The 17210-nt window shown below is 65.6% G+C and carries 15 protein-coding genes; 6 read left to right on the forward strand and 9 right to left on the reverse strand.

All coding sequences use genetic code 11. The annotated features are described in order from the left end of the window. Positions 1-81: 81 nt before the first annotated feature. The 6 genes from PEP31012_RS18830 to PEP31012_RS18855 form a co-directional block, all read right to left on the reverse strand. Entirely contained in the window at positions 82-1275 is a 1194-nt protein-coding gene (locus tag PEP31012_RS18830; RefSeq protein WP_150590925.1) for an ABC transporter substrate-binding protein, read from the reverse strand. A 209-nt stretch (positions 1276-1484) separates the two neighbouring features. Further along, a complete protein-coding gene (locus tag PEP31012_RS18835; protein ID WP_150590833.1) occupies positions 1485-2480 on the reverse strand; it encodes an amidohydrolase family protein in 996 nt (331 codons plus the stop codon). Between the two features lie 37 nt (positions 2481-2517). After that, positions 2518-3072 carry a 3-hydroxyanthranilate 3,4-dioxygenase gene (locus PEP31012_RS18840; RefSeq protein ID WP_150590834.1) on the reverse strand — a complete coding sequence of 185 codons (555 nt, stop codon included), beginning with the start codon at positions 3070-3072 and terminating at the stop codon, positions 2518-2520. Between the two features lie 46 nt (positions 3073-3118). Then, positions 3119-3553 (reverse strand): RidA family protein, encoded by a 435-nt coding sequence (locus tag PEP31012_RS18845; RefSeq protein WP_150590835.1) that lies wholly within the window; start codon positions 3551-3553, stop codon positions 3119-3121. A gap of 88 nt (positions 3554-3641) precedes the next feature. Continuing rightward, positions 3642-5114 carry a 2-hydroxymuconic semialdehyde dehydrogenase gene (locus PEP31012_RS18850; RefSeq protein ID WP_150590836.1) on the reverse strand — a complete coding sequence of 491 codons (1473 nt, stop codon included), beginning with the start codon at positions 5112-5114 and terminating at the stop codon, positions 3642-3644. 152 nt (positions 5115-5266) lie between these two features. Continuing rightward, positions 5267-5833, reverse strand: a complete 567-nt coding sequence (locus PEP31012_RS18855) for an SRPBCC family protein (RefSeq protein ID WP_150590837.1) — start codon at positions 5831-5833, stop codon at positions 5267-5269. Positions 5834-6273: 440 nt separating this feature from the next. Between PEP31012_RS18855 and PEP31012_RS18860 the strand changes: the two genes are divergently transcribed. From PEP31012_RS18860 to PEP31012_RS18885, 6 genes are all read left to right on the forward strand, one after another. Continuing rightward, a complete protein-coding gene (locus PEP31012_RS18860; RefSeq protein WP_246171380.1) occupies positions 6274-7317 on the forward strand; it encodes a LacI family DNA-binding transcriptional regulator in 1044 nt (347 codons plus the stop codon). Between the two features lie 194 nt (positions 7318-7511). Beyond that, positions 7512-8525, forward strand: coding sequence for an extracellular solute-binding protein (locus PEP31012_RS18865; RefSeq protein WP_150590839.1), 1014 nt, complete (start codon positions 7512-7514; stop codon positions 8523-8525). Between the two features lie 81 nt (positions 8526-8606). Continuing rightward, on the forward strand, positions 8607-9431 hold the full coding sequence (locus tag PEP31012_RS18870; protein ID WP_150590840.1) for an ABC transporter permease: 825 nt from the start codon (positions 8607-8609) through the stop codon (positions 9429-9431). A gap of 5 nt (positions 9432-9436) precedes the next feature. Then, positions 9437-10252 (forward strand): ABC transporter permease, encoded by an 816-nt coding sequence (locus tag PEP31012_RS18875; protein WP_150590841.1) that lies wholly within the window; start codon positions 9437-9439, stop codon positions 10250-10252. A gap of 43 nt (positions 10253-10295) precedes the next feature. Further along, positions 10296-11339, forward strand: a complete 1044-nt coding sequence (locus PEP31012_RS18880) for an ABC transporter ATP-binding protein (RefSeq protein ID WP_150590842.1) — start codon at positions 10296-10298, stop codon at positions 11337-11339. A gap of 7 nt (positions 11340-11346) precedes the next feature. Continuing rightward, complete coding sequence (locus tag PEP31012_RS18885) at positions 11347-12174, forward strand: phosphodiesterase (protein ID WP_150590843.1); 828 nt, start codon at positions 11347-11349, stop codon at positions 12172-12174. Positions 12175-12279: 105 nt separating this feature from the next. Here the strand turns inward: PEP31012_RS18885 and hmpA are convergent, their stop codons facing one another. The 3 genes from hmpA to PEP31012_RS18900 all read right to left on the reverse strand — a co-directional run bounded on the left by hmpA (position 12280) and on the right by PEP31012_RS18900 (position 16951). Then, positions 12280-13482, reverse strand: a complete 1203-nt coding sequence (hmpA, locus tag PEP31012_RS18890) for an NO-inducible flavohemoprotein (RefSeq protein WP_150590844.1) — start codon at positions 13480-13482, stop codon at positions 12280-12282. Between the two features lie 358 nt (positions 13483-13840). Beyond that, positions 13841-15418 carry an ankyrin repeat domain-containing protein gene (locus tag PEP31012_RS18895; RefSeq protein ID WP_150590845.1) on the reverse strand — a complete coding sequence of 526 codons (1578 nt, stop codon included), beginning with the start codon at positions 15416-15418 and terminating at the stop codon, positions 13841-13843. Positions 15419-15745: 327 nt separating this feature from the next. Next, a complete protein-coding gene (locus tag PEP31012_RS18900; protein ID WP_150590846.1) occupies positions 15746-16951 on the reverse strand; it encodes a hypothetical protein in 1206 nt (401 codons plus the stop codon). Between the last annotated feature and the right edge of the window lie 259 nt (positions 16952-17210).

Raw genomic sequence — 17210 nt, forward strand, 5'->3', positions numbered from 1 at the left:
CTCCCGGCAGCCGGGCGGCAAATCGGCAACGGCGGGCAGCGCGCGCGTCAACCCTCACGCGCACGATGCCCGACCATCTCCTTACGACTTGATCTTGCACTGCGCGGCCAGGTCGGCACGCGTCTTGATCTGGATCTGTCCCTTGGTCAAAAACGCGGCGCCGTTGGCGTCCTTCACGACATCGACGCGGTAGAACTGCGCCACCGGGAACTGGTTGCTGGCGAACTTGAACGGCCCGCGCACCGACGCGAAGTCGGCCGCCTTGAGTGCGGCACGCAGCGCTTCGCGATCCGCCACGCTGCCCTTGGTCTTGGCGAGCGCCGAGTCGATCAGGTTGGCGGCATCGTATGACTGTGCGGCGTACATCGACGGCAAACGGTGGTACTTCTTCTGGAACGCCGCCACGAACTGCTTGTTCTGGGCATTGTCGAGATCGGGCGAGTACGGGGCGCTGGTGATGGCGCCGACCGCCAATTCCTTCAGGGCGGGCAGGGTGGAGCCGTCAATGGTCGACACAGAGATCAGCGGAATCTTGCCGAGCAGCCCGGCCTGACGGTATTGCTTGACGAAGTTCACGCCCATACCGCCCGGGTAGAACACGTAGACGGCATCGGGCTTGGCGGCCTGCAACTGGGCGATTTCGGCCGAGTAGTCGGGTTGGTTGACCTGCGTGTACACCTCGTCGACGATCTGGCCCTTGTAGTCGCGCTTGAAGCCGTTCACGGCGTCGCGTCCGGCCTGATAGTTCGGGGCCATCACATACATCTTCTTGTAGCCCAGGTCGCTCGAGAGCTGGCCGCCGGCTTCATGCAGCTCGTCGTTATCCCACGACGTCGAGAAGAAGTTCGGCGAGCATTGCGCGCCGGCAATCGGGGCCGGGCCGGCGTTCGAGCCGACCATGACCACGCCCGCGTTCGTCACGTTCTTGTGGATGGCCATCATGACGTTCGAGAACGTCACGCCGGTGATGAGCGACACCTTGTCGCGCTCCACCAGCTTCTGCGCGGCCTGCACACCCACGTCGGGCTTGAGCTGGTCGTCTTCCTTGATCACCTGCACCGGCACGCCGCCCAGTTTGCCGCCCTTTTGCTCGATGGCGAGCATGAAGGCGTCGTACTGGTCCTGGCCGAGCGCGCCGCCCGGGCCGGAGAGCGTACCGATGAAGCCGATCTTCACCTGGGCGTGCGCGCCGCTCGAGGCGAACATCGCCGCGCCGGCGGCAAGGGCGCCCAGCACGGCGATGGCTTTGCGTTGCGTGGTCTTCGTTCCCGTCATCATGGTCTCCAAACTAAGTTCCGAAACAGGCAAACACTTCTCGCAGAGGACTTGCGCCGACACACTTGACCGCTTCTTCACGTCGGTCATCGCCGGACAGGCGCGTCACGTCAGTTAAATTGTTTAAGCATCAAATATTTAAGTGCCCAGCGTAAACGACGCCTTTTACGTAGGCAAGCGATTTCAAAAACACTTCGGGAAACCCCCAGTTACAGATCGAAGAACTCGCGGGCGTTCGCGGCCAGGATGCGATGGCGGGCCGCGTCGTCCAGATCGGGCTGTTCGGCCACCAGGCGGCCGATGTTCTGCTCGCCGAGCGGGAACGGATGGTCGGAGCCCAGCATGATGCGCTCCACGCCCAGGGTGTCGACCAGCAGGCGCAAGGCGCGCGGGTCGAACACGGCGCTGTCCACGTAGAAGCGGTCCAGATAATGGGACGGCGGATGCGGGCTGTCGGCGCGCACGATGTCGCGGCAGTGCCACGCGTTCTCGGCACGGCCCAGCAGATACGGGAAGGCGCCGCCGCCGTGGGCAAAGCACAGCTTGAGCGAGCGCGGCAGGCGCTCGAACGCGCCCGAGAGGATCAGCGAGAGGATCGAGAGCTGCGTCTCGGCGGGCATGGCCACGAGCCACGGCATCATCCATCGCTTCATGCGGCCGTCGGTCATCATGTCCCACGGATGCACGAGCACGGGAATGTGTTCGTTGCCGCAGTGCCGCAAGAAGGCCACGAGTGGCTCGTCGTCCAGGTCCTTGTCACCCAGATGGTTGCCGATCTGCACGCCGATATGGCCGCTTGCCTTGGCGCGCGACGCTTCCGCGCAGGCCAGATCGAGATCCTGCAGCGGCACTTGCGCCATGGCCTTCAGACGCGTCGGCGCGTAGGCGCAGTGCTCGAGTGCCAGATCGTTCATGCGTTGCACCCAGTCCATGACCGCGTGCCCGTCGTACCGGTAGCCGAACATGATCGGCGTGGCGCACACCACTTGCAGGTCGATGCCGTGACGGTCGAGTTCTTCGACGCGCAGCGCGGGGTCCCACAACGCGCGGTAGACCGGGCGGAACGCGCGGTCGTCGAGCATGATGTTGCCGGTCTCGCCGCCCTCGTCGATGCGCAGCCACGGCGCGTTGGCGGGGTCGAGGCGGGCCGCCTCCTCCCGCGTGATGCGCGGGAAGAAGTGGGCGTGCATGTCGATTTTCTTCATGACGTGACGTGTGAGGTTCTGGAAGCGGCGTCGCGGGTCAGGCGGACGCCGGGGCGGTGGTCTTGGGTTGCGCGGCGCGGCCCGGGTGGATCTCGCCGCAGCCTGGACACCGGCGCAGCGTCTCGGTGCCGTAGAACGCTTCGAACAGCGGCGGCAGGTCGGTCACGATGCTCTTGAGTTGCACCTCCACGCGATGCACCAGCGTGCCGCATTGGAGGCAGTACCACTCGAAGCCGTCGAGCAGGCCGGGCGGGCGCTGGCGCTCGATCACCAGGCACAGGCTTCCCGCTTCGGGCCGCTGCGGCGAATGGCGTACGTGCGGCGGCAGCAGGAAGATGTCGCCTTCCTTGAGGTCGATGCGCTCGGGGCGGCCGTCGATCCACAGATTGACCCACGCGTTGCCCTTGAACTGATAGAAGAACTCTTCGAGCGGATCGTCGTGATAGTCGGTGCGATGGTTCGGTCCACCCACCACCGTGACGATGAAATCGCTGTCCTGCCAGACCTGCTGATTGCCGACGGGCGGCTTGAGCAGATGCGCGTGATCGTCGATCCAGCGCTGGAAATTGAAAGGCTTGCCATACGTCAACATGCTGTCTCCCGGGTCATGCGGCGTCAGGTGGAGTCCGTGGGGGGCGTCAGCGCGAACGCGGCGCGTACGCCACGCACTTGATTTCGATGAGCAGCAGCGGATGCGGCAACTGGTGAACGGCCACCGTGGTACGCGTCGGGCCGCTCTCGTCGAAGTACTCGCCGTACACCGCGTTGTAGCCGCCGAAGTCGTTCATGTTCACGAGGAACGCGCCGACCTCGACCACGTCGGCAAGCGTGGCGCCTTCACTGGCGAGAATGTCGCGGATGTTTTCGATGACAGCGCGCGTCTGCTCGCGGATGTCGAGCTGCGTCACGCCCAGTGCATCGACGTCTGCGCCGGCGTAGGTATTGTCCGGGCGACGCGAACTGGTGCCCGAGACGAACAGGAAGTCGCCGGCGCGCTTGATGTGCGGGAATCGGCCGCGCGGTTTGGCCTTGCCGGCGACCACGCGGGCCTGTGTGTCTTGCGATGCGCTCATGAGTCGTCAGTCTCCGTTGGGCTTTGTTCTTGAGATGGCGCACGGGTGCGGAGGGCTCGACCCCCATCGATCCCCCCGCACCGTCGCCTCACAGTTTGATGCAGATGTTGGTGATTTCGGAATAGAAGTCGAGCGAGTGGCGTCCGCCTTCGCGGCCCAGTCCCGAGCGCTTCACACCGCCGAACGGGGTGCGCAGGTCGCGCAGGAACCAGGTGTTCACCCACACGAGCCCTGTCTGGAACTGACGCGCCACGCGATGCGCGCGCGACAGGTTCGTCGTCCATACGCAACCGGCAAGACCGTACTCGCTGTCGTTGACCCGGCGAATCACTTCGTCCTCGCTGTCGAACGGGGCGACGTGGCACACCGGACCGAAGATCTCTTCGCGCACGCAGCGCGCCGTGTCGGGCAGGCCGGTCCAGACCGTCGGTTGCACGAAGGCGCCGTCGTCGCGCGCATCGCCGAAGGCGGGCACGCCGCCGCCGGTGACGACCGTCGCGCCTTCTTCGACGGCCAGGCGATAGTAGGCGAGCACCTTGTCGCGATGCTTGCGCGACACGAGCGGTCCCATCTGCACGCCTTGGGCATCGGGGGCATCGATGCGCAGCGCGGCGGCGCGTTCGGCCAGGGCGGCCACGAACCGGTCGAAGATCGGCCGCTCGACATAGACGCGCTCCGAACACAGGCACACCTGACCCGCGTTGGTGAACGACGAGCGCACCACGCCGTCGAGCGCACGCTCGAAGTCGGCGTCCGCGAAGACGACGGCGGCGTTCTTGCCGCCGAGCTCGAACGAGATTTCCTTCACGCCGTCGGCCACGGCCTTCATGATCGCGCTACCGGTGCGCGACTCGCCGGTAAAGGTGATCGCCGCCACGCCCGGGTGCTTCGTCAGATGCTCGCCGGCCGAGCCCGGTCCGAAGCCGTGCACGAGATTGAAGACACCGGGCGGCACGCCGGCGGCGTCCATCACCTCGGCGAGCAGCGTGGCGGAGGAGGGCGTTTCCTCCGACGGCTTGGCGACCACGCAGTTGCCCATCGCCAGCGCGGGGGCCACCTTCCACGTGAAGAGCAGCAGCGGCAGGTTCCACGGCGAAATGATGCCGATCACCCCGAGCGGTTTGCGCGTGACATAGCTCATGACGTCGCCCCCGTCGGCGGCGCGCATGTCGTACATCTCGTTGCCGGCTGTCTTGACGAGGTCGGCGAACATGCGGAAGTTGGCAATGCCGCGCGCGATGTCGAGGGTGCGGGCCTGCTCGATGGGCCGGCCGGTGTCGGCCACTTCGGCCGCGACGAAGTCGTCGAAGCGCGCCTGGATGCCGTCGGCGATGCGGTGCAGCACGGCCGCGCGCTCGGCGGGGGTGGTCTTGCCCCACGGACCGTCATGCAGGGCGCGATGCGCGGCGCGCACAGCGCGATCGACCGTGGCGGCGTCGGCTTCGCAAACCTTCGCGACCAGCCGCCCGTCCACGGGGCTGACGTTATCGAACTGGCGATCGGTGGCGAGGAATGCACCGTCCACGTAGTGCCGCAGCAGCGGCGGAGTCGCAAGGCTCACGAGGTCTCCTGGAGCAGGGTTTTTTTGCGGGGCGGCGCGGGCTCAGACGCCATGACACGACCGCCGGATGCCCTCCAGTCTAGGCATCCGGATCTATAAAAAATAATGAAAACTATCGGATCGTCTATTCCTGAATGGAATATCAGGGTGGCTCAGTGATGGGCGTCGTGGCTCATGCGTGCGCGTGCCTCGCGCAAGTCGCGCGGATTGCGCGCTTCGCCGATGGCAGCGGGCGGCAGGTCGGTATCGAGACACTCGACCAGATGGGCATTGAGCAACGCCGCGAGCCCTTCGCCGCCACGTCGCATGACGTAGTTGTGATTCCAGCGGAACAGCGGCCGGGCAAGCGGCGCGAGCTTGTTCATCCAGACGCGCTCCGTGTGGACATCCCAGGCATAGCGCACGGCCGTGATCGGCCCTTCCGTGTCGAAGCACCAGAGGCCGGTGCCCGCCAGCTCGCCCGACGCGACACTGCGCACCTCGCGCATCGGGTCGACGTGCGTGACGCGTGTCTCGATGGTGAGCGAGTAAGGTAGCGCGCCGTGCCAGGTCAGCACGCGTATGGCGCCCACGCCATCGGCATCGCCCGGATCGAGCGTACGCACGTCGCGCACGCAGGGCCACCACCGCGCCCAATGGTCGACATCGCGAATCGCGTCCCAGACTTCGTCGAGCGGCGCCGTGAGCCGCCACAAGGTGAGGAAGTGATAGTCGTTCATGGCCGATCCCGGTCGTGGAGGGAGGGGGTGCCGTTGTCCCCGTCGCGCGGGGGAATTTCAGTATAGGCGCCATCCTGGCGTCCGGCATGCCGCCGCTGCCCCCGCGCCGATGACGTGGGCAGCGCGCGGCGCGTCGGGGCGCCAATCGGCAGACAGACTGGCGCGACACTCGGTCTGCTCATTGGCGTACTGCTCGGTCTGCTGCTTGGGGCGCTACTCAGCGTACCCCTCGGCGTGCTACTCGACCTGCTACTCGACCTGCTACTCGACCCGCTACTCGGCGAGCGGGGTATCGGACATTGTCCGAGGTTGTGCCTTGTCACGAATTCATCACATTGTCTCCATAGAATCCCGAAGTGAAAACGTTTTCGTAAACGTTTACATTTGTACAACTTCCGTCAACGGCGTGATTCGACGGCATGACACACAGGGGGAATGGCGTGGCAGATATTCGGGACGTGGCGCAGCGCGCGGGGTGTTCGATAGCGACAGTGTCGCGCGCGCTCAACTCACCTCAATTGGTGCGTCCCGAGACGCTGGCGCGCGTGCAGGCTGCCGCCGCCGAGTTGAAATTCCGTCCCAATGCGCTTGGCCGTCAGTTGCGCGGCGAGCGCACGGGATTGATCGGCGTGATGCTGCCCACGCTCGGCAACCCGGTCTTTGCCGATTGCCTTGAAGGCATTGAAGCCGCCATCGACGGCACCGGGCGGCGCTTGTTGCTCGTCACCACGCAATACGACCCGGAGCGCGAGCGCAACGCCATTGAGACGTTGCTGCAACAGCGGGTGGATGGCCTGTTGCTCACGCTCGCCGACGCCGAGCACAGCGTGCTTCTCGACGATCTCGCGGCCGAGGGCGTGGCGTGCCAGCTCGTCTATAACGATGCGCCGCAGCGTCCGTGCGTCTCCGTGGACAACCGGGCCGCCGCCGCGCAGGGTGTAGCCATGCTGATCGAGGCGGGGCATCGCGACATCGTGATGGTGACGGGCGCCTTGCACGCGTCAGACCGAGCCAAGCGCCGGTATCTCGGCTATGGCGATGCCATGCGCGCCGCCGGCCTCACGCCGCTGCCGGCGTTCGAAATCGACTTCAACAGCGGGGCCCGTGGTGAGCGGGTGCGCGAATGGCTGGCGCAGCGTGAGCGCGACGGCGCGCGCCCCACGGCATTGTTTTGCTCCAACGATCTGCTCGCGCTCGGGGTGATGCGCGCCCTGCGCGAGGCCGGTCTGCGCGTGCCCGACGATATGTCGGTGCTGGGCTTCGACGGGCTGGCCGTGGGCGAACTGCTCTCGCCCACACTCGCCACCGTCGTGCAGCCGAGCGTGGAGATCGGCCGCCATGCCGCGCAACGCTTGCTCGCGCAGATCGACACGCGTGCCGGGACGACACCCTCGCACGACGCCTCACTCGAGCATGCCTTGATGTTGCCACACCAGATTCGTCGAGGCGGCACGGTGTCGGCGCCGCCGCGTCGTCAGGGCTGAGGCGAGAGTGAACGACAAGTCACGGTAACCAACGGTTTTGCAGTGAACGCAGTCGCAAGGAAAGCGGCCGACGACTGGCTCCGTAAAGAGAGTCCAGCGCCGGCTGAGGCAATCAGGCATCCGGGCGAGAGGCCCGCACTTATCCGGCGGCACGTGAGTGCCGCCACCGCTCAGACATTCAGGAGCCTACTGACATGAAGCTTTGGATCACCCGCGCCGCTCGCACGCTGGCGCTGTTCACCCTGCTGGGCGCTGGCGCCGCGCAGGCCCAGCCAACGGCCATCTGCTATAACTGCCCGCCGGAATGGGCCGACTGGGCCGGTCAGGTCAAGGCGATTGCGCAGGACACCGGCATTCGCGTGCCGCTCGACAACAAGAACTCGGGCCAGGCGGTCGCGCAGTTGATCGCCGAGCAAAAAGCGCCGGTGGCCGACATCGTCTACCTGGGCATCACCTCGGCCATCGAGGCGGCAAAGAAGGGCCTGCTCGCACCGTACAAGCCGGCGAACTGGGATCAGGTGCCGGCCGCCATGAAGGATCCGAACGGCATGTGGACGACGATCCACTCGGGCACGGTCGGCTTCTTCGTGAACCGAGACGCCCTGGAAGGCAAGCCGGTGCCGCGTTCGTGGGCCGACCTGCTCAAGCCGGAGTATCGCGGCATGGTGGGGTATCTGGATCCGAGCAGCGCGTTCGCCGGCTATGCCGCCGCGATTGCCGCCAACCAGGCGCTCGGCGGTTCGATGGACAACTTCGGTCCGGCCATCGGCTACTTCCAGAAGCTCAAGGCCAACTCACCGATCGTGCCGAAGCAAACGGCGTATGCGCGCGTGCTCTCGGGCGAGATCCCCATCCTGATCGACTTCGATTTCAACGCCTACCGTGCCATCTACAAGGACCGCGCCAATGTGCAGTTCGTGATCCCGAAGGAGGGCACCGTGTCGCTGCCGTATGTGATCGCGCTCGTGAAGAACGGACCGCACGCGGATAACGGCAAGAAGGTGATCGACTACACGCTGTCCGACAAGGGCCAGGCCCATTGGGCGCAAGCCTTCCTGCGTCCGGTGCGTGCGAGCACGATGCCGGCGGAGGTGGCCGCCAAGTTCCTGCCGGCGAGCGACTATGCACGGGTGAAGCCGGTCGATTTGCAGAAGCTCGCTGCGCAGCAGGATGCGTTTGGTCAGCAGTATCTGAAGAACGTGCGTTAAGCGCGTTAAGCGCGTTAAGCGTGTTAGCACGTTGGGCCGGTTCGGCCCGTCGTTCAACGAGGAAGAGGAGCAAAACAAGCGATGCGTGACCTGACTCTGCCGCGCGGCTGGCGCGTGGCACTGCTGCTACCGGCGCTGGCGGTCTTTCTGGCGTTCTGGCTGTTGCCGATGGCTGCCCTGGTGCAGGTCAGCGGGGACGGTCACGCGTTCGAGACCTATCGCGCCATTCTCACCAATGCGCGTTATCTCGACAGCCTGTGGCAGACCATCGTGCTCTCGGCACTGGTCACGCTGGCCACGTTGGCGTTATCGCTGGTGGCGGGCCTCTTCCTCACCCGTCACGACTTCCTCGGTAAATCGGCCCTTGTGTCGATGCTGACCCTGCCGCTGGCGTTCCCCGGCGTGGTGGTCGGATTCATGGTCATCATGCTCGCAGGCCGCCAGGGCCTCATCGGTGACCTGACGGCGAAACTTCTCGGCCACAAGCTCGTGTTCGCGTATTCGCTTGCGGGGCTCTTCATCGGGTACCTGTATTTCTCGATTCCGCGCGTGATTCTTGCCGTGATGGCGGCGGCGGAGTCGCTCGATCATTCGCTCACGGAAGCGGCGGCGTCGCTGGGGGCCGGCCCGTTCGCCATCGCGCGCGACGTGACGCTGCCCGCGCTGGCGCCGGCGCTGATCGCATCGGGGGCGATGTGTTTCGCCACCTCGGTCGGCGCGTTCGGCACTGCCTTCACGCTGGCGACCGACATCGATGTATTGCCGATGACCATCTACACCGAGTTCACGCTCAACGCCAACGTGGCGACGGCGGCGGCGCTCTCGGTCGTTCTCGGCATCGTGACCTGGGCGGTGCTCATGCTGGCCCGAAATTTCACCGGGCCGACGGTCGCTGCCGGAGGTTGATGCGCATGCTCAAGAAAACGCTTTTCACGCTACAACTGCTGCTTACGCTGCTGATGTGTGCATTCCTGCTGGTGCCGGTGGGCATGTCGATTCTCGCCGGGCTGTCGGTGAACTATTTCCGGGGACCGTCGGCCGGCCTCACGTTCAAGTGGGTGATCCAGGTCTGGCAGGACTATCACGACGCGATTCTGAATTCGCTGTACGTCGGTGCTGCGACGCTCGTGTTGGTGACGCTGCTCGGCGTGCCGGCCGGCTACGTGCTGGCGCGCTGGCGCAGTCGCATGGCGCGCTGGATCGAGGAACTGCTGACGCTGCCCATCGCGCTGCCGGGGTTGGCCAGCGCGCTCGCGCTGATCAGCGTGTACGGTGGCATGCGCGGCTTTCGCGAAAGTCTGGCGTTCATCGTCGTGGGACACGTGATCTTCACGCTGCCGTTCATGGTGCGTGCCGTGGCGGCGGCGTGCGCCGACGCGCGCATCAAGCTGATGGAAGAGGGCGCGGCAAGCCTCGGCGCGGGTTTCCTGCGTCGCTTCACGACGGTCGTGCTGCCCAACATCCGCAGCGAGATCGTGGCGGCCGCGCTCATCGTGGTGACGCTCTCGCTCGGCGAATTCAACCTGACGTGGATGCTGCACACGCCCGACACCAAGACGCTTCCCGTGGGGCTGGCGGACGCCTATGCGTCGCTGCGACTGGAGATCGGCAGCGCGTACACGGCGGTGTTTTTCGTGTTGATCGTGCCGCTGCTGGTCGTCATGCAGATGACCGCGCAGCGGGCCAAAGCGTCGAAGGGCAAAGCCTCGACGCGTGGCCGCGCCTGATCCGATCGACGCACGTACGCCACCGAATGCCAAGGATATGACGATGAAACTGACTTCCATCCCGATTCATCTGGAACGCTGTGCCAAGACGTTTCACGGCAACACCGTGCTGCAACCGCTCGATCTGACAATCGGCGCGGGCGAGACGCTGGTGTTGCTCGGCCCGTCGGGGTGCGGCAAGACCACGACCCTGCGCATGATCGCCGGGCTCGAGCGGCCCGATGCGGGCGGCCGCGTGCGTTTCGGCGACGAGGACGTCACGCGCCTGCCCATCGAGAAGCGTCGCGTGGGCATGGTGTTCCAGAACTACGCGCTGTTCCCGAACTTCACTGTGCGGGGCAATGTTGCGTATGGATTGAAGCTGCGTGGCCTGCCTTCCGCGCAGATCGACAAACGCGTCAACGAGCTGCTCGAACTCGTGCAGCTCACCCCGTTCGCCGAGCGCGCCATTGCGCAACTCTCGGGCGGTCAGAAGCAGCGCGTGGCGCTGGCGCGCGCGCTCGCGCCGGAGCCGCGCGTGCTGCTGCTCGACGAACCGCTCACGGCCCTCGACGCCAAACTGCGCGAGACCGTGCGCGCCGATATGGATCGTCTGCTGCGCGGGCTCGGCGTGACGACCGTGTACGTGACCCACGATCAGGACGAGGCGATGGCGCTGGGTGATCGCATCGTGGTGATGAGCGCGGGGCGCATCGAACAGATCGGCGCGCCGCGCGACATCTACTATCAGCCGGCATCTCGCCACGTGGCCAACTTCGTCGGCACGCTCAATCGTCTGGCCGGCGTGTGGCGCGACGGGCATTTCCATCTGGAGGGCGGCCGCGTTGCCTGCCCGAACGTGCGCGCCGACGTGCAGGAGTTGTACTTCCGCCCGGAAGATGCGGTCGTGGTGCCGGCGGGCGATGCTTCGATCGTCGGCCGAATCGAGGAAGTGCAGTTTCTCGGCGACCGTACCCGCCTGACGCTGGGCGGCGTGTCCGCCGGGGGGGCGGTGCTGGTCGAAGTGTCCAGCCGTCGCGAGTGTCGCGTCGGCGAACAGGTCGGGTTGTCGCTGCCCGCCGCCCATGTCTTTTCGCTCCACGGATAATCTGCCCATGCTGTTCGCGCAAATCAGCGACCTTCACATCAAACGGCCCGGCAAGCTGGCCTATCGGCGCGTGGATACCGCCGCCTATCTCGAACGCTGCGTGGCGCGTCTGAATGCGCTCGTGCCGCGTCCCGACTTCGTCGTACTGACGGGCGATCTCGTCGACTTTGGCGCGCGTGAGGAATACGAGCATCTGCGTCGTTTGCTCGCGCCGTTGCAGATTCCCTACTACCTGGTCATCGGCAATCACGACGGGCGCGATGCCCTGCGTGAGGTATTTCCCGAGCACACCTATCTCGGCGAGTCGGGCAGCTTCGTGCAATACACGGCAATGCTCGGTGCGTTGCGGCTCGTGGCGCTGGATACGCAGGATCCGCCCAACGGCGGCGGGCGGCTGTGCGATGCGCGTCTGCAATGGCTCGAAGCGACGCTCGCAAGCGATACCGTCACGCCAACCGTGATCGCCATGCACCATCCGCCTTTCGCGTGCGGCATCGAGCACATGGACGTTCAGGCGCTGGACGCCGCCGATGCGGTGAAGCTCGCGGGCGTGGTGCGCCGTTTCGACAATGTCGAGCGATTGATTTGTGGCCACGTCCATCGACCGATTCACACGCGCTTTGCCGGCACGATTGCGAGCGTATGCCCGTCACCGGCGCACCAGGTCGCGCTCGATCTGCGCGAGGGCGGACCGTCTGCGTGGGCGCTCGATCCGCCGGCGTTCCAGTTGCATCGTTTCACGCCGCAGATCGGGCTGGTCTCGCATCTGGCCTTCGTCGACGATGCGGGCGGTTCGCATCCGTTCTATGACGCGTCGGGCGCTTTGATCGACTGAAGCGCCCTCGGCGGCAGCCCTCGCGGCGAGTGCGCGGTATCGCAATGACAAAACGACACGAGGCCCCCGAATTGGGGGCCTCGTGTCGTTTACCGCGGGGCTGAATCAGAGCAGGTGGTCGAGGGCGTCCGGACCGAAGACTTCACGATGCAAACGCTCGGCCGGCACGCCGGCGTCGCGCAGGGCACGCCATTGCGTCTGCATGAACGGCACCGGGCCGCACAGCAGGTAGTCGGCGTTGGCGGGCAAGGCGAGGCGGGCGATGTCCATCCGGCCGGCGTAGGTGTAGTCAGTGCCTTCGCGCTCGTCGCTTTGCGGCGTTTCGAAGAACGTCGCCACGCGCAGGTTCGGCAGTTGCGACGCGGCGAACGTCAGGTGACGGCGAAGCGCAACGTGCGAGCCGTGACGGGCAGCATGCGCAAACAGGATCTCGCGGCGCGACCCCTTGGCGGCCAGTGCGGCCACCATCGACATCATCGGCGTGATACCGACGCCGGCGCTGAGCAGCACGAGCGGACGAGCCTCGTCGAGCGACGTCGTGAATTCGCCGTACGGCGCGCTCACGAGCAGACGGTCGCCGGCCTTCACATTGGCGTGCAGCCAGTTCGAGACCTGACCGGCCGGCTTCGTTTCGTCGGCGGCCTCAGCCTTGACGGTGATGCGCCAGTGCGCGGCTTGCGGAGCGTCCGACAGGCTGTACTGACGGCGTTGTTGCAGGCCGTCCGGCAAGGTCACCGAGATGCTCACGTATTGTCCCGGCGCGAATTCGCCCGGCGAGCCACCTTCGGGGGTCGTCAGGTAGTAGGAGACGATGTGATCCGTTTCGCGGTCGACATCGGCCACGACCAGTTCGCGCAATGCGCCCAGCGGCGCGTGCGTGCGCTCGGACAACCGGGCTTCGGCGGCGATCAGTTCACCGGCGAGCAGCCAGTAGGCTTCGTCCCACGCGGCGATCAGTTCGGGCGTGGCGGCGTCGCCCAACACGTCCTTGATGGCGCCGAGCAGATGGCGGCCGACGATCGGGTAATGCGACGGCGTGATGCCGACCGACACGTGCTTGTGCACGATGCGCTCCAGCACGGGACCCAGCGCCGCGGCGTTGTCGATGTTCGCGGCGTAGGCGAACACGGCCGAGGCGAGCGACTGTTGCTGCGCGCCGCTGGCTTGATTGCCCATGTTGAAGAGGTTACGCAGCTCAGGGTGGGCTTCGAACATGCTTGCGTAGAAGTGGCGCGTGATCGCAAGGCCGTGCTCGCGCAAAACGGGAACACTCGCATCGATGTAGGGGCGGGAAGCTGCGGAAAGCATGGCAAAAACTCCTGAAATTGTAAGATGCAATTCATATGCATCTTTTTGAGCGCACTTATAGGTATTCCATCAGCACCGCCGGATCTTATTGTGCGGAAGATTCTCGGTGCGGCATTCGGTCGCCGGGGGCCCTCGGCTCACAGCACAACAACCACTTCAGGGGCTCGGCGAGAGCATTATAAGATGCAAATCAAATGCATGTTATAGGGATGCGGCGGAATGTCGCATTGGCGCGCCGAGGTCACGCGTGCGATCGGTACAGCCGATATGGCCAAAGCGACTGAAGCAAAGGAAGCAAAGGGAGCAAAGGGAGCAAAGGGAGCGGCCGAAGCGACCAATGCGCCAATGCCGGGGCAAGCTACTGCCGATTGGCCACCTTTTTTTGCGCGCTGTTGCGTGTTTCGTTGACGAACGCGAAGCTGGCCCGCACGAACCGGGTGCGATCGGTGCACAGGAACGAGAGTGCCGTATTCCCGGATCGGTTGGGCTGGGTGGGGTCGCCGCCATAGCGCAACGCCGTGGTCAGCATGTAGTCGGCGAGGATGGCGCTCTCACGCGTGCGGGTGGCGCCCGCCAGGGCGTGCATGAGCGTATTGCCGTCCGGCCCGCAGGCGTTGGTGTTCGGTTGGAGCGCAAGCAGCACTTCGGCGGCGCCGCAGTATCCCTGCCGGGCCAGCCACAGGACCGGCGGCGTACCGTCCGTATGCCGTTGCCCGATGTCGACGCCGTCGCGCTGGAGCGACATCCCCAACTGGAAGAGCGATTCGTGCGGCAGCAACGGGTCGTGCCCCTGCGCGATGCGTCGATGCGCCTCGGCGGCCATGGCGATGACGAAGGGCGGTACATGACGGTTGGCGCCCGAGGCAACGGGCGAGGTGGAGGTAGACACGCCACGCCTTGCCCGCTCGCGCGCTTGCGCAATCATCGTTTGATTGAGCCGCAGGTACTGCGCAAGGCCGTCGCCAAGCAGCGCGCACGGTGTCGTGCCTTCCCGGTTGGGTGCTTCGGGATTGCGGCCGAATCGCATGGCGAGGTTGAGCAGGAAGAAGGCGGAGACGGCGTGCTGCCGGAGATGCGTCACAGCCGCGAGATAGTGCATGAGCGTATTGCCGTTACGGTCGGCGCCACTATCGCCCGCGCTGAGCGAGAGCAGGGCTTCTGCCGCCGCGCAATAGCCGTTCAGCGCGAGCAGCATGACCGGAGGGGACCCGGTGCGGGAGCGCAGCGACAGATCGGCGCCATATGACTGGAACATCGCGCCAAGTTGGTGAAACGACACATGAGGGACCAGCAAATCGTGGCCCTGCGCATAAAGTCGTTGGGCCTGGGCCGCCAGGGCGGTGGCCACGAGCGGCACACCGTTGGCGGTGCGCTGATTGACGTCGGCGCCGTAGCTCAGCAGTGACGGCAAGCATTCGGGCGCGACCTGGCTGCAAACATGCGAGAGCGGGAGATGGACGTTGCCCGGGACGTCGGACGCCGCGACGTCGTTGGTCGTGTCGCGGCCGCAGGCGACGAGCACCCGGAGCGCCGCGGCGAGTGTCCCTGTCGGCTCGGCGGGGGCGGGGGCGTTCAGGATCGAATCGACAAACACGCTGAGGTAGCCCGATGGCGCTGCGGCAAAGCGCAGCCAGAGTTGCAGTCCTTCATCGCTCAACAGCAAGGCGGCGTCCTCGGGGCGTAACCGATCCCGTCGGGTCCGGTCGATGAAGATGCCGGCGTCGTCGAGTTTGGCCAGGGTGCGGTCCTGGGCAGGCATGCAGAACAGCGTGGCCATCGAAAAGGCCAATTCCTCGGGGCGGGACGCGCCGGAGATCAGGCAACTGTCGCGTAGCGCTCGGCCAGCCGTCGTGTTCAGGTTCATCAATATTTCCCATGCCTGCTGCGGCGAGCAATGGCCGTCTCGTTTGGCAATCAGCAGGCGATCGAGCGTCATGTCGGACACGGCCGAGGAGGCGGGGGCGACTGCATCGTTAGGCGCGACGCCTGAAGGATTGGGTTGCGCTGTGGGACTCGGGCAAGCAGCGCCGGCACAAAAGGACGGCGCAGCCAGTGGCGATTTAGGCATGGAGGATAGGGATGCGAAGCAATGTGGGGATGCGCAAGACGAGGCAAGCGCGGTTTGGCAAGCTGCCGACGCCCGACGCCCGACGCCCGACGCCCGACGCCCGATGCCCGATGCCCGATGCCACGTCGCATTGCGAGGGCAGCCAAGAGGCGGCGTGCGCGCCGGATGACGGCGTAACGCGGGCCGGAGGGCAAGCTAGATCAGTGCACGAATCCGTCGACGCGCAGTGGTTCTCACGGTGTCGAGGCGCTGATCGCCGATTTGCGGGGCGGCAGGCAACGGGTCGGGGACCCACGAGCGCGGCGTTTGTCCCGCATGGTTGGCGCGCGTCATGTCGCCGCCGTAGCCCGACGCGACGACGAGGGCGTGACGTGCAAGGCAGGCGTAATCGAGCCTGACCGGGGTGTCTTGCAAGCGGACGACGTATGCGAGATGGTGCATCAACGTGTTGCCGCTCCGGTCGGGAGCGTTCGGATCGGCCCCGGCAGCGAGCAGGGCTTCGGCGGCGCCGCAAAGTCCGTGAAACGTGAGCAAGGCGGGCGCGGGCATGCCTTCGCGATTCGATTGGGTGAGATCCGCACCTTGGCGCCTGAGGAGTTGCGCGAGTTGGTGCAGCGAGTCGTGCGGATCGAGGGGATCATGATCGGCGGTGTACAGGCGAAGCGCCTGCGCGCGCATGGCGACCACCGTCAGCGGCATGCCCTGCTCGTTCGTCTGCTCGGGGCACGCGCCGAGTTGGAGCAGGCGGCGCAGCCATTGCGGTGCGGTCTGGCTGCACAAATGCGCGAGGGGATTGCGAGGGGCGGTGGCGGTCGGGTTCGCCGGCGTGGCGTCGGTCGTGTCGCGCCCGACCGCCACCAGCACGCGAAGGATCTTGTCGATGCGCGCGCGGCTTTTGGTGGTGGCTTCGCCGAAGACGTCGGAGCCGTCGAACACGCTCAGATAGCAGGTCGGCGACGCGGCGTATTGCAGCCAGAGTTTCAGGCCTTCGTCGCTTCGCAACAAGGCGGTGTCGTCGGCGCGCAGTTGCCGGGCACGGGCCGGCACGAGGAAGATGCCGACGTCGATCAATTGATCCAGCGTGCGTTCTTCCTCGGGCGTGGTGAGCAGCGTCGCCATCTGGAGGAACAACGGTCCGTTGGGGGAGGCACTCTCACACGCGAGCCGCAGCTCGCGACTTGCATAGGCTTGCGGGTCGACCAGTGCGAGCCAGATATCTTGCGTGCGATAGCGGCGCGAGCGCTGTGCGTCGAGCAATTGACTGAGCGTCATGGCCGTGAGCGGTGCCGTATCTCGATTGTAGATACGGCGAGCGGCGTCGTTCTCGGCAAGGGCAGGGGCGGGCGAGAGGATTTCGGGCGTGCTGGCGGCGGGAGAGGGAAGAGACGACGGACCGGGCATAGTCGTTGGGTGCGTGGCGGTGGAAAAGCCGCATGGTGGCGCATATGCCGCCGGTCGGTTTTGGCATTCGTGCCCTGGGTTTATCGGTGGTGCGCATGCGAGCGGAAATGTGGCGGGCATGTGGGAGGCATGTGGGAGGCACTGCGGGAGAAAACGAGAGAGGACATGCGAGAGCACAGGCGAACGGGACGCGCGGGGAATTACAATGCGGTATTCATGATTTATCGCCCATTCCCTGTATGACGGAGAAGACGTTCCC

It is taken from the genome of Pandoraea eparura (assembly GCF_902459725.1).
GTDB lineage: Bacteria > Pseudomonadota > Gammaproteobacteria > Burkholderiales > Burkholderiaceae > Pandoraea > Pandoraea eparura.